Below are 12,677 nucleotides of genomic sequence, written 5' to 3'. Positions count from 1 at the left end.
CACCCGGGGTGAACCCGCCCGCGCGCGGGCGGGGGCGGCCGCACGGCATGGGCCGCGCGGTCGGGCACGGCGGCACGGCGAGACCGCTGCCGTGCGACCGGATTCCGATCTAGTATGAACCGGAAAGTTGCGGAAGATCGACCTGCCTAGCACCAGTGCGCGCATTTCGGCCGGATGGGCCGGCGTCGCCCCCGCCGCTGGCGGCTGGCCCGGCGCACTGCTCGCGGCCGAGCGCGGACGGCTCGCGCCCTGGCTGGCGGTGGCGATGGGGGCTGGCGTGCTCGGCTACTTCGCGCTCCGCGCCGAACCCCCGGCCTGGATGGCGCTCCCCGCGCCACTGCTGGCGGTGCTGGCCTGGGCGGTGGCGCGGCGGGCGCAGCTGGCGGGCTGGGCGATCGGGCTCCTCGCGGCGGCCTGGCTCGGTTTCGGCGCGGCGCTGCTGCATGCCGCCGCGGCGCCGCCGCCACTGGTGCCGCCGATGCGCGCCGTCGTCCTCGACGGCATCGTGCAGGATGTCGACCTGCTGCCCGAAGGCCGCCGCGTGACCCTGGCCGAGGTGCGCCTCGTGGCCGGCGAACCGCCCGGTGCGCGCACGATAAGGGTGCGGCTGCGCGCGAACGACCCGGCGCGGCCGGCGCCGGGGGACCGGCTGACCGTCCGCGCACTGGTGCGGGCACCATCGGCGCCCGCCTATCCCGGCGGCTGGGACTTCCAGCGCGCCGCCTTCTTCGCCGGCCAGGGCGGGTCGGGCTTCGCGATCGCCCCGGCGGAGGTCGCACACGGCGCCGGCGCGGCGCCGCCACTTTCGGGCCTGCGCGCCACGGTCGAGGCGCGCGTAACCGCCGCCATCCCCGGCGCCGCCGGCGCCGTCGCCGCCGCCCTGCTGACCGGCGGGCAGAGCGCCATCCCGCGCGCCGACCTCGCCGCGATGCGGGATTCAGGGCTCGCGCACCTTCTCTCCGTCTCGGGGCTGCACATCGCGATCGTGATGGGGGTGACCTTCTGGATCGTGCGGCTACTGGTCGCGCTGTGGCGGCGCCTTGCCCTGCGCGTGGACGGCAAGGTGGTGGCGGGGGTGGCCGCGCTGGCGGCCGGCGGTTTCTACATGCTACTCACCGGCGCGCAGGTGCCGATGCAGCGGAGCTTTGCCATGGCCGCGCTGGTGACGCTGGCGTTGCTGGCGGGGCGGCAGGCGATCTCGATGCGCAGCCTCGCGCTTGCCGCCGCGGCGGTGCTGCTGATCGCGCCGGCGCAGATCCTCGGGCCGTCCTTCCAGATGTCCTTCGCCGCCGTGCTGGCGCTGATCGCGGGGTGGGAGGCGCTGCGGGCACCGATGGCGCGGCTGCGCGGCGACGGTGCCTGGTGGCGGCGAGCGGCGATCTTCGCGGCAGGGCTGGTCGCGACCTCGGTGCTGGCGGGCGCGGCGACGGCGCCGGTCGGCCTCGCGCATTTCGGTCGGCTGCAATGGTACGGCGTCGCGGCGAATGCCGTCGCGGTGCCGCTGACTTCAGTGCTGGTGATGCCGGCGGGCATGCTGGCGGCGGTACTGATGCCGCTCGGCCTCGACGGGCCGGGGCTGTGGCTGATGGGCCTCGGGGTCGAGGGCGTGCTCGCCGTGGCGCGCGAGGTCGCCGCCTGGCCCGGCGCGGCGCAGGGCGCGCGGCCCATGCCGGGCTGGGGGCTGGCGCTCTATGGCGTCGGGCTCTGCTGGCTGTGCCTGTGGCGGAAGGGCTGGCGCTGGCTCGGCGTGCCGGCGCTGGCCGTGGCGCTGGCGAGCCCGGCACTGCACCGGCAGCCCGACCTGCTGGTTTCGGCCGATGCGCGGCTAATCGGCGTGGTCGCCGGGGGTGTGCTCTGGGTCGAACGCCAGCGCGGCGCATCCGGCTTCGTGCGGGACCAGTGGGCACGCGCCCTCGGCGGCGTGGAGGCCCAGCCGCTGCCAACCGAGGGCGAGGCGGCCGGCGGCGCCATCCGCTGCACGCCCGGCGCCTGCACCCTGCAGGGCGCGGCGGTGCTGCTGCGCGGCACCCCGGCGGATACGCAGTGCGGCCGCGCCGCGGTCGTCGTCTCGGCCGAGCCGGTGCGGGGGCGCTGCGCCGGCAGCCAGGTGGTGGACCGCTTCGCCGTGTGGCGGAACGGCGCGCACGCCGTCCGGCTGACCGAAACGGGCGCCGAGGTCGTGTCCGACCGCGACTGGCGCGGCGCGCGGCCCTGGGTGCCGCCGGTGCCGGTGCCGCGGGCGCGCGGGGACGACCTGCCCCCTGCGCCTGTCGAATGATCGCGGCGGTCCGGGACATCTACAAAGATCGGTACAAAGGTGGGGGGAGGAGAACCTCCCCCGAACCCCCTCCCTTCTTTGTCTTCTGGCACCCGTCCCGCGAGGCCGGACGCCAGGTGCCAAAGAAGGTTGAGACGAGTCCTGGGGGAGAAGTGCCCTTCTCCCCCTGTCCTTCCGCGTTAGTACCGCCGCAACAGCCCGACCAGGCGCCCCTGCACCTTCACCCGGTCGGGGCCGAAGATGCGCGTCTCATGCCGCGGGTTGGCGGGCTCCAGCGCGATGGAATTGCCCCGCCGGCGGATGCGCTTCAGCGTCACCTCGTTTTCGTCCACCAACGCCACGACGATGGCGCCGTTCTCGGCGGTCTCGGCGCGATGGATGATGACGGTGTCGCCGTCCAGGATGCCGGCATCGACCATGGAATCGCCCGCGACCTCAAGCGCGTAGTGCTCACCGGTGCCGAGCAGGGAAGCGGGCACGGCGACGGACGCGCCGTTGTCGCGCAGCGCCTCGATCGGCACGCCCGCGGCGATCCGGCCGAACAGCGGCAGGGTGACGGAAGCGTTGTCCTCGGCCTCAGGCGCCGGGCGCGTGGGGGCATGGGTGCCGAAGGGGCCGCGGATGACATTAGGGCCGAGCGGCGCCTCGGGCGCGCGGGCGGCATTCTTGGCGCGCGGCGCGAGGTTCTCGGGCAGGCGGATGACCTCGAGCGCGCGGGCACGGTGCGCGCGGCGGCGGAGGAAGCCGCGTTCCTCCAGCGCCGTGATGAGCCGGTGGATGCCGGATTTCGACTTCAGCGCGAGCGCCGCCTTCATTTCCTCGAAGGACGGGGAGAAGCCCGTGTCGCGCAGATGGCGGTCGATGAACATCAGCAGCTCGTGCTGCTTGCGCGTGAGCATCCAGCCCCTCCTCCTCAGGCCGGCCGCGCGACTCGGGCGGAACAAACCGGCAACTTGGATATTGTTCTAGTTAGGTTCCGAAGTCACAGTCAATCCCATTCGGATGTGGATTTCCTGTGGACAATTCCGGCGCGGCGCGGCTTCCCCCGCGCCGCGTCCTGTGGGAATTCCGGGCCATGCCGGCCCCCGACCTCTCCGTCCTGATCGCCGCCCATCGCCTGTGGACGGAGGTGCCCCGCGCGGTCGCATCGGCCCTCGACCGCGCCGGGGGCGCGGCGGTCGAGATCGTCGTCACCTCCGATGACGGGACCGACTACGCGCCCCTGCTGCCGCCCGACCCGCGGCTCCGCTTCACGGCGGTCGGGCCGGTTGCGACCGGCGCGCATGCCGCGCGCAACCGGGGGCTCGCCATCGCCGCGGGCGCGTATGTGCTGATGCTGGACGGCGACGACGCGCTGGAGGGCCCGCCGGATGCCATCGCGCAGGCGCTTCGCGTGGCGCGGCATGCCGGCGCCGTGGTCGTGCCGACCATCGTGCGCGACCCGGGCGGCGCGGAGCTGCGCCGCGTGCCGGCGCCGGGCACGACGCGCATCGGCTTCGCCGGCTGGCGGCATGCCTTCGCGTCGCTGCATCTGGTCGTGCGGCGCGACCTGGTGCGGCCCTTTCCCGATTTCCGGCTGATCGACGACGTGCTGTTCGACCTGCGCGCGCTCGCCGCCCTGGGCGGGGAGGCGCCGGTCGCGGAGGCACTGGCCTATCGCTACCAACTCAGGCCCGGCCAGGCGACGGACACGCCCTGGCAGCGCTTCGACGCGGAATACGCGCGCGCGCTGGCGGCGATCGCGCAGGATGGCTTCGGCTTCGGGCAGCATGCCGCGGACGCGGCGCGCGTGCTGCGCCGCTGGCGGGCCATGAACCGGATGGTGGGCACCCGGCAAGGCCTCGGGGATTATCATCGCGTCGTGCAGGGGTGGCTCGCCGGCCGGGGCGCGTGATCGCCGTGCAGTCCGGCCGTGCCGGCCTTCAGGCGGCGCCGGTCGGGGCGGGACAGGCGGCGCCGTCGATCCGCAGGTCGAGCCGCGCGAAGCGGTCGAGCGCCGCGAGCGCGCCATGCAGCAGGCCCGACCAGGCGCTGACGAGCACACCGCCGGGGTCGGGGATGCCGCGCAGCAGCGCCACCTCCGGCTGCGAGACGATGAAGCCGCCGGCGGCCTCCGCCACGAACGCGCGGTCGCCGGTCGCCGCGGCCAGGGTCTGGACGAAGGCGGCGAAGCCCTCGGCGCCCAGCGCCGCCGCAACCGCGTGCACGTGCTGCATGCCGACCAGCCGCGCGGCGTGGCCGAGCAGCCCGCCGCCCGCCTCGGGGCCGAACAGCGCCGCCGCCTCCTGCAGGGCGGTGCGGCAGTATTCCATCGCGTAGTTGCGCCGCGCCTTCGCGATCCGTTCGGCCGGCCAGTCGGCCGAGGGCAGGCGCGGCGCGGCGGCGGGGTCGAAGCGCGGCATCGCCTCCTGCTTCGCGAAGCGCAGCCGTTCATGCCCGGCGAGCGGGCGGTCGTGCTCGATGTAATAGCCCTCGAGCCCCGGATCGCCGTCGACCGTCTGGCCCGTGCAGACGAAGCCGAGGCCGGGGGCGCCGAGCAGCACCCCGTTGTTGGCGTGCCAGCCGTGCAGCATGGCGGCGTTCACCTCGGACGGGATGCCGCAGATCGTGGCACCGGGCCAGACCCAGCGCGGCGGCGGGTAGCGGATCCAGGCCTTGCGCGGGCCTTCCTCCACGTATTCGACGCCCACGCCGCCGATGAAGTTGGACAGGTAGTGGTAGCGCGCCGCCGCCACCGCCGGCGGCAGGCCCGCGAGGCCTAGCTTGGCGAGCCCTGCGAGGAACTTCTCGCCCTGCTGGCGACGGAAGATGCGGCGGACGAGCTCCGCCGCATCGGGCGCGCCGCGGCGGGAGACCGCCATCAGCACGATTCCGGTGAACCAGGCATGGTGCCAGTCGGCAACGGCCTCGAGTGCTGCGCGGTCGCTCATGCCGCCCTCCCCCTTGCGCGATCGACGCCACCCCGCCGCAATGCGGGTGAACCTCGGAAGGACATCGCCATGTTCGTCGCCGCTAACCGCTTCCGTGTCATCCCCGAGCATGCCCCTGCCTTCGAGCAGGCCTGGCTGACACGGGAGAGCCACCTGCACGAGGTCCCGGGCTTCATGACCTTCCACCTGCTGAAGGGGCCGGCGGCGGCGGACCACATCCTCTATTCCTCCCTGACCGTCTGGGCCTCGAAGGAGGCCTTCGAGGGCTGGACGCGGTCCGAGCAGTTCCGCCGCGCCCATGCCGGCGCGGGCGCGGTGTCGAAGCCCACCACCCTCGGCCCGCCGCAGTTCGAGGGCTTCGAGGTGCTCCAGACGATCCGCGCCTAGAGCAGCGCCCGATCGGATGACTCCCTCTGATCGGATATTGCTCTAGTCGATCCGGATATTCGCGCGGCGGATGACGCCGCTCCACTTCTCGTTCTCGGCGCGGAGGAAGGCGCCGAATTCCTCCCGGCTGTTGCCGACCGGGATGGCGCCCTGCGCATCCAGCGCGCGGGCGACCTCGGGGTCTTTCAGTGCGCCGGAAAGCGCGCCGTGCAGCGCAGCCAGCGCATCCTCGGGCACGCGCGCGGGTGCGACGAAGCCATGCCAGTTGTCGGCGCGCACCGTGGGGTGGCCGAGTTCGGTCGTCGTCGGCACGTCGGGCAGCCAGGGCACGCGGCGCTCCGCGCCGACCGCCAGCGCGCGCAGCACGCCCGAGCGGATGTGCGGCAGCAGCACCGGCAGATCGGCGAAGCCCAGCTGCACCTCGTTCTGCACGAGCGCCAAGGCCAGCGGCGCGCCGCCGCGATAGGGCACGTGGGTGACGTCGATGTCCGCGGAGGCGCGCAGCAGCTCCGCCGCGAGATGCGGCATGCCGCCCGGCCCGGCCGATCCGTAGTTCAGCGCGCCCGGCCGCGCTCGGGCCGCGGCGATCAGCTCCGCGAAGCTCGTGAAGCCGGTCGCCGCCGGCACGACCAGGGGTTCCGGCACCAGCACGCCGAGCGTCAGCGGCACGAGGTCGCGCAGCGGATCGTACGGCGTGCCGCGCCCCAGATGGGGCGAGATCGCAAGCCCGCCCGCGCTGCCGAGAACGATGGTGTAGCCGTCCGCCGCCGATTTCGCGGCGGCGTCCACGCCCGTCACGCCGCCGGCGCCGGGGCGGTTCTCGACCACCACGGGCTGGCCGAGGGTCGCGCTCATCTTCGGCGCAAGAAGACGGGAGAGGATGTCGGAAGGCCCGCCGGGGGCGAAGGGGACGATGATGCGGATCGGCCGCTCGGGCCAGGCGGCGTGAGCCACGGCGGGGGCCAGGAGCGGCAGTGCGCCCATCGCGCCAAGCAATGTCCTGCGGTCCATGCGTATCCTCCTTGCCCGGCTTATGCGCGCCGGCTGTCGGTGCGAGTATCCCCCCGATACGTCGCGCACGGAAGGGACGGGCATGCGCATCACCAGCGTCACCACGCATCACGACCGCACTGGCTTCACCTACGGCGCGGGTGAATCGGGCGTCGGCGGCAACCTCCATCTCCGCGCGATGGACACGCTGCTGGTCCGCGTCGAGACCGATGCCGGCCACCATGGCTGGGGGGAAGGTTTCGGCTTCACGCTGGCGGAGACGACGAAGGACGCCATCGACCGGCTCATCGGTCCCGCCTGCATCGGCCAGGATGCGCGCGACATCGCGGCGCTGACGCGCATGCTCGCGCGCCGCTTCCACAATTTCGGGCGCAACGGGCCGGTCACCTTCGGGATCTCGGCGATCGACATCGCGCTCTGGGACATCCGCGCCAAGGCGGCGGGCGTGCCGCTGCATGCCCTGCTGGGCGATGCCGCGCGCCCGGTCGTGCCGGCCTATGCCAGCCTGCTGCGCTACGGCCGGGCGGACGATGTCGCGCGCAATGTCGAGGAGGCGCTGCGCCGCGGCTATCGCCGGATCAAGCTGCACGAGGTCGACCTCGGCTGCATCCGCGCCGCCCATCGCGCGGCACCAGACGTGCCGCTGATGCTCGACATCAACTGCGCCTGGGACACCGAGGCCGAGGCGATCGAGTTCTGCGAGGCCGTCGCGGGATGGAACGCCGCCTGGGTCGAGGAACCGGTCTGGCCGCCCGAGGACATCGCGGCCATCGCGCGCGTCCGCGCCGCCTCCCCCGTGCCGATCGCGGCCGGCGAGTGCAACGGCACGGTCGAGGATTTCTGCCGCATGCTCGAGGCGCGGGCGGTGGACGTGGCGCAGCCCTCCGTCACCAAGGTCGGCGGCGTCTCGGCGCTGCTCGAGGTCGCGGAGTTGGCGCGCGGGATGGGCGTGCGCCTCGTGCCCCATTGCCCCTATTTCGGCCCGGGGCTGCTCGCGACGCTGCATGTCCTCGCGGCCGTCGAGGAGGCGGAGCCGATCGAGATCTACTTCGCCGACCTCGAGCGCGCGCCCTACGGGCCGCACCTTGTCCCGCAGGGCGGCGCCATCGCGCTGCCCACGGCGCCGGGCCTCGGCTTCGAGCCGATGCTCGGCTGACGCCTGTCACGCAACCGTCCCTTTGCGCGGCGCCGCTGCCGGGCGAAAGGGACGCCTCGCCGAACGGGGGAGAGACGGCATGACCCGCTGCATCATGGTGGCGCTCGACGGGCTCCGGCCCGACATGGTGGATGCGGCGCGCACGCCGCATCTCGCGGCGCTGGCCGCCGCCGGGACGCGCTTCGCCAATGCGCGCAGCGTCTTCCCTTCCGAAACGCGCGTCGCCACGCCCTCCCTCATCACCGGCTGCCGGCCGGGCGGGCATGGCATGGTGGCGAACACGCTGTTCGATGCCGCGGCGGCGCCCGACCGGCTGCTGCGCACCAAGCTGGTGGAGGATGTGCTCGCCATGGCGGCCGGCGCCGAGTCGCCTCTGCAGCGGCCGAGCCTCGCGGAACGCCTGGCACCCGCGGGCATGAGCTTCGCGCTGGTCAGCGCCGGCACCGCGGGCGCGGCGCGGCTGCTGCACCCGGCCGCCGGGCGCCTCGGCGCCTTCCGCTGGAACGTGGAGGACGAGGGCAGCGAGACCGCGGAGGAGGTGCGGGCCGCGCTCGGCCCCACGCCGCCGCACGGGGCGCCCAATACCGCGCGGGTCGAGTTCGCCGGCCGCGTGCTGCTCGAGCATGTCCTGCCGCGCCACGCGCCGGATGTCGCGCTGCTCTGGCTGTCGGAGCCCGATGTCGCCTTCCATTGGTGCGGCCTTGGCGCGCCGGAGACGCTGGCCGCGCTGCGGGCCGCGGATGAGGTGCTGGGCCGCATCGTCGCCTGGCGCGACGCGCAGCCCGATGCGGCGGAGATCGCGGTCATCGTGCTGTCGGACCACGGCCATGTCACAGGGCGCGGCAAGATGTGCCTGCGTTCCGAACTCCAACGCGCGGGTTTCCGCGCCGGCACGGGCATGGCGCCCGATGTCGACGTGGTGGTGGCCCCCGCCGCCGCACCGGGCCTCTGGCTGCGCGACGTGGCGCTGGCGCCGCAGATCGCGGCGTTCCTCGCGACGCAGCCCTGGGCTGGGCCGTTGCTGGCGCGCGACCCGGCCATCCTGCCCGAAGGCAGCGCCTTCCCGCTGGCAGCCCTCGGCAGCGCGCATGCGCGCAGCGCCGACCTGGTCGCGACCTTCGCGGGGTCGGAAGCGGCGGACGAATGGGGCCTGGCCGGCACCGCGCCCTTCGACGCGCCGGACGTGCCCGATGGCGGTGGCATGCATGGCGGGCTGCACCGCGCGGAACTCGCGACCGTGCTGGTGATGCAGGGCGGGCCCTTCCGCGGCGGCGCGGTGGCGCAGGAAGCGGCCGACCTGACCGACATCGTGCCCACGCTGCTGCACATGCTGGGCCTCGGCACCGAGGGGATGGAGGGCGCGCCGCTGATGGCCGCGTTCGACAACGCGGGCGATGCGCCGCCTCTGCATGAGACCATCGGGATGCCCGGCGGCTTCGTGCTGGAGGCGATGCGCAAGGCGTCGGGCGGACGGATCTACCCGACCGGGATGCGGCGCGCCTGAGGCGTCATCCGCGCCAGGTAGGTGTCGGTGGGTCTGTCGGAAGGTCGGGGGAGGGGAACCTCCCCCGATCCCCCTCCCTTCTTTGTCACCGGGTGCTTGTCCTGGAAGGTTGGGCGCCAGATGGCAAAGAAGGTTTAGGGGGGGGATGGGTCGCGTCGGCGTCGCGCAGCGACGACAGCGCGACCCATGGGGGGAGAAGTTCTCTTCTCCCCCCGGCCCTACCCCTCCAGCCGGTAGAAGCGCGTCGCCGACCGCCAGAACAGGTCCGCCTTCTCCTCCGCGCTCGCGCCCGCCGCGAGGCGCTTGAAGGCGTTCCAGCCGGCGGCGTAGCCATAGCCGCCCTTGTCCACGGGGAAGTTGCTCTCGAACATGCAGCGGCCCGTGCCGAACAGCTCGATGCAGCGCTCCATCCAGGGGCGCCACGCCGCCGCCAGCATCTCCGAGGACGGCGCGACGGGCGCCTCGTCGAGCCCGAGGCCCGGAAGGCGCATCCCGAGGCCGCCGCACTTCACCATCACGTTGGGGCAGGCCGCGAGCTCGGCCATGTTGTCCGACCATTGCGCGAAGACCTCGTCGCGCCGCCCGGCGTAGCGCCCGATGCCGAGGATGCCGCCGCAATGGTTCAGCACCATCGGCACGGCCGGGACGGCGCGCGCCAGGGCGGCGAGCTTCGGGATCTGGTGGAAGTACATCCAGGAATCGAAGGACAGGCCACGCTTCCCCAGCTCAGCGATGCCGGCGCGGAACCCCGGGCTGTCGAGCATGTCCTCGGCCGGCGTATAGGCCGGGTTCAGCATCTCCGGGTCGGGGTCCCAGGTCGCGATGTGCCGGATGCCGCGGAAGCGGCCATTGCCCGCGGCGATGTGCGCATCCAGCACCGCCCCGGCCGCGGCGCCGCGCGTCAGGTCCGCGAAGCCCACGATGCCCTGGCAGACGCGGACATCGCCATAGGCGCCGCTCTCGCACATCGCGGCGATGCCGGCGGCGAACTGCGTCTCGCCCACCGGGCGCAATTCCTCCGGGCCGTCGGCGCGATGGAAGGCGCGGGCCTGCACAAGCACGGTCGCTCGCACGTCGTGGCCGGTGCGGATGTCGGCAAGGATATCGTCGAGCAGGTAGCGCCAGCCCGGCCGGTCCCAGAGGTGATGATGCGGGTCGACGATGCGCTGGCCGGGGTCGAGGATCTCCTCCCGCCGCGCGGCGAGCCAGTCGGGGCGGATGGAAAGGTAGTGCGTGCTCATGCGGCCCTCCGTGGCGGCGAGAGGCTGGGGCGCGCGTTCAGCGTCGCGGGCTCGAAGCCCGCCAGGCGCTTGTAGTGCGCGGCGACCTCGGCGCGTTCGGCCATCGGGAAGATCGCCTCGATATCGGTGAAGCCTTCGGGCGCGCGGGCCTCCGCCATGTCGAGCACCACGTCCGGCCCGTCGCCGCGCGTCGCCTCCAGCAATGCGGCGGTGGCCGGCCGGCGCACCGCCTCATAGGCCTCGAGCGCGGCGGCGGGATCGGCCACGGTCGCGAGCTTGAGCGCCAGCGTGCGCGCGTCGAGGATGCCCTGCGACGCGCCGTTCGAGCCGATCGGATAGAGCGGATGCGCCGCGTCGCCCAGCAGCGTCACGCGCCCATGCGTCCAGCGCGGCAGCGGGTTGCGGTCGACCATCGGGAATTCGTAGACCGCCTCGGCCGAGCGGATCAGCGCCGGGATGTCGAGCCAGTCGAAGCGCCAGGAATCGAAGGTGCCGATGAAATCCTCGATCCGGCCGGGGCGGTTCCAGTCCTCCCGCTTCCACGCCTGGTTCGGGTCCACGCGGATCTCGGCGATCCAGTTGGTCAGCTTCCTGCCGTCCGGCAGATCGGCGATGGGGTAGACGACGAACTTCACGTCGCGGTTGCCGGCACCGACCATGGTCGCGCCGGTCAGGAAGGGATCGGCGATGCTGGTCGCGCGCCACAGGATCGCGCCGTCCCAGAGCGGCGGCCCTTCATCCGGGTAGAAATGGCCGCGCGCCATGGAGTGGATGCCGTCGGCCGCGACCAGCACGTCGCCGCGCGCCGTCGCGCGGTTCGCGAAGCGCGCGGTCACGCCGCGATCGTCCTGGTCGAAGCCTTCGAGCTGCGCGCCGAGGTGTATGCGCGCATCGCCCAGGCGCTCCCGCGCCGCCTCCAGCAGCACCATGTGCAGCCGGCCGCGGTGGATCGAGACCTGCGGCCAGGCATAGCCGGCGTGGCGACCGCGCGGCTCGGACCAGATCATCTGGCCGAAGCGGTTGGCGTAGGCGAGTTCCTGGGTGACGATCCCGGCCGCGGCGACCCGCTCCTGCAGGCCGAGTTCGGTCAGTTCGCGCATCGCATGCGGCAGCACGTTGATGCCGACGCCGAGCGGGCGGATCTCCGGCGCCTGCTCGAAGACCGCGCAATCGATCCCGGCCTGGTGGAGCGACAGCGCGAGGGTCAGTCCCCCGATTCCGCCACCGGCGATGAGTACGCGCATGACTGGCCTCTTTCGTTTCGCGGCGGACAATAGCCTCGGGGCCGCGGCAGGTCAGCCCTGGCCCATTCGCCGCCGCTGATCCAGGCTGGGGCCGATTTCGGGAGGAACAAGGGGCATGGGGCGCATCGTCCTGATCACCGGCGCCGCGGGCGGCATCGGCAAGGCCATGGTGGAAGCGACGCTGTCGGCGGGGCATGCCGTCGCTGCCCTGGACCGGGACCGCGCGGCGCTCGACGCGCTGGCCGCAGCGCATCCCGGCGCGGCGCTGCAGCCGATCCTGGCCGACGTCGGAAGCGAGGAGGGCTGCCGGGAGGGCGTCGCTGCCGCCGTCGCGCGCTTCGGCCGCGTGGACGCGGTGGTGAACAATGCCGGCATCGGCGTGTCGAGCCTCCGTCCTGACGCGGAGACCCGCCTGCCTTCCATCGAGGAACTCGACGCCGCCACCTGGGACCGCTTCTTCGCCATCAACGTCCGCGCACCGATGCTGCTGGTGCGGGAAGCTCTGCCGATGATGCGCGCGGCCGGTTGGGGGCGCGTGGTGAACAACACCACCTCCTTCCGCACCATGCTCCGCGTGCTGCCCTACGGGTCCACCAAGGCGGCGCTGGAAGCGGCCTCGGCGGTCTGGGCGGAGGAGCTCGCGGGGACCGGCATCACGGTGAACGTGCTGATCCCCGGCGGGCCGACAGATACGCCCTTCATCGGCGCCGGTGCGACCTGGCCGCGCGAGCAGATGCTGCGGCCGGCGGTGATGGGCCCGCCGCTGGCGTGGCTGCTGTCGGAGGCCGCCCGGGGCACCACCGGGCGGCGCATCACGGCCGGGCGGTGGGACGCAGCGGCGCCGGAGGCCGAGGCGGCCATGCGCCCGATCGGCTGGCCGGAACTCGCGGCGGACGCGGTCTGGCTGCAGGGCAAGAGCTGATCGC

General features: G+C 73.5%; 11 protein-coding genes. 6 read left to right on the top strand and 5 right to left on the bottom strand.

Annotated elements, in window-relative coordinates; all coding sequences use genetic code 11:
- The first annotated feature begins 127 nt into the window (after positions 1-127).
- Positions 128-2,278, top strand: a complete 2,151-nt coding sequence (locus tag E8M80_RS08380; protein WP_305012306.1) for a ComEC/Rec2 family competence protein — start codon at positions 128-130, stop codon at positions 2,276-2,278.
- Positions 2,279-2,457: 179 nt separating this feature from the next.
- Here E8M80_RS08380 and lexA read toward each other — a convergent pair whose 3' ends face one another.
- Positions 2,458-3,177 carry a transcriptional repressor LexA gene (lexA, locus tag E8M80_RS08375; RefSeq protein WP_137125223.1) on the bottom strand — a complete coding sequence of 240 codons (720 nt, stop codon included), beginning with the start codon at positions 3,175-3,177 and terminating at the stop codon, positions 2,458-2,460.
- Positions 3,178-3,353: 176 nt separating this feature from the next.
- Between lexA and E8M80_RS08370 the strand changes: the two genes are divergently transcribed.
- Positions 3,354-4,172 carry a glycosyltransferase gene (locus E8M80_RS08370; protein ID WP_137125222.1) on the top strand — a complete coding sequence of 273 codons (819 nt, stop codon included), beginning with the start codon at positions 3,354-3,356 and terminating at the stop codon, positions 4,170-4,172.
- 28 nt (positions 4,173-4,200) lie between these two features.
- Here E8M80_RS08370 and E8M80_RS08365 read toward each other — a convergent pair whose 3' ends face one another.
- Positions 4,201-5,208: a hypothetical protein gene (locus E8M80_RS08365; protein WP_137125221.1), complete on the bottom strand. Its 1,008-nt coding sequence runs from the start codon at positions 5,206-5,208 to the stop codon at positions 4,201-4,203.
- A 69-nt stretch (positions 5,209-5,277) separates the two neighbouring features.
- On the opposite strand from E8M80_RS08365, the gene E8M80_RS08360 reads away from it, so the two are divergent.
- Positions 5,278-5,595, top strand: a complete 318-nt coding sequence (locus E8M80_RS08360) for an antibiotic biosynthesis monooxygenase (RefSeq protein WP_137125220.1) — start codon at positions 5,278-5,280, stop codon at positions 5,593-5,595.
- A 42-nt stretch (positions 5,596-5,637) separates the two neighbouring features.
- Here the strand turns inward: E8M80_RS08360 and E8M80_RS08355 are convergent, their stop codons facing one another.
- Positions 5,638-6,606, bottom strand: coding sequence for a tripartite tricarboxylate transporter substrate binding protein (locus tag E8M80_RS08355; RefSeq protein ID WP_137125219.1), 969 nt, complete (start codon positions 6,604-6,606; stop codon positions 5,638-5,640).
- 82 nt (positions 6,607-6,688) lie between these two features.
- On the opposite strand from E8M80_RS08355, the gene E8M80_RS08350 reads away from it, so the two are divergent.
- Both E8M80_RS08350 and E8M80_RS08345 read left to right on the top strand, forming a co-directional pair.
- Positions 6,689-7,762: a mandelate racemase/muconate lactonizing enzyme family protein gene (locus E8M80_RS08350; RefSeq protein ID WP_170979281.1), complete on the top strand. Its 1,074-nt coding sequence runs from the start codon at positions 6,689-6,691 to the stop codon at positions 7,760-7,762.
- Positions 7,763-7,841: 79 nt separating this feature from the next.
- Positions 7,842-9,266, top strand: a complete 1,425-nt coding sequence (locus tag E8M80_RS08345) for an alkaline phosphatase family protein (protein ID WP_137125217.1) — start codon at positions 7,842-7,844, stop codon at positions 9,264-9,266.
- A 218-nt stretch (positions 9,267-9,484) separates the two neighbouring features.
- On the opposite strand, the gene E8M80_RS08340 is transcribed toward E8M80_RS08345, so the two are convergent.
- Complete coding sequence (locus E8M80_RS08340; RefSeq protein WP_137125216.1) at positions 9,485-10,507, bottom strand: amidohydrolase; 1,023 nt, start codon at positions 10,505-10,507, stop codon at positions 9,485-9,487.
- Positions 10,504-11,751 carry a flavin-dependent oxidoreductase gene (locus E8M80_RS08335; RefSeq protein ID WP_137125215.1) on the bottom strand — a complete coding sequence of 416 codons (1,248 nt, stop codon included), beginning with the start codon at positions 11,749-11,751 and terminating at the stop codon, positions 10,504-10,506. Before E8M80_RS08335 ends, E8M80_RS08340 begins: the two co-directional genes overlap by 4 nt.
- A gap of 115 nt (positions 11,752-11,866) precedes the next feature.
- Here E8M80_RS08335 and E8M80_RS08330 point away from each other — a divergent pair, with 115 nt between their 5' ends.
- The gene (locus E8M80_RS08330) at positions 11,867-12,673 is read left to right on the top strand and encodes an SDR family oxidoreductase (protein ID WP_137125214.1); all 807 of its coding nucleotides are present in this window, start codon (positions 11,867-11,869) and stop codon (positions 12,671-12,673) included.
- Positions 12,674-12,677 lie beyond the last annotated feature (4 nt).

The sequence above is a fragment of the Roseomonas sp. HF4 genome (genome assembly GCF_005222755.1).
Lineage (GTDB): Bacteria > Pseudomonadota > Alphaproteobacteria > Acetobacterales > Acetobacteraceae > Neoroseomonas.
The sequence above is the reverse complement of the archived record's forward strand: the minus strand, read 5'-3'. Positions and strand labels throughout refer to the sequence as shown.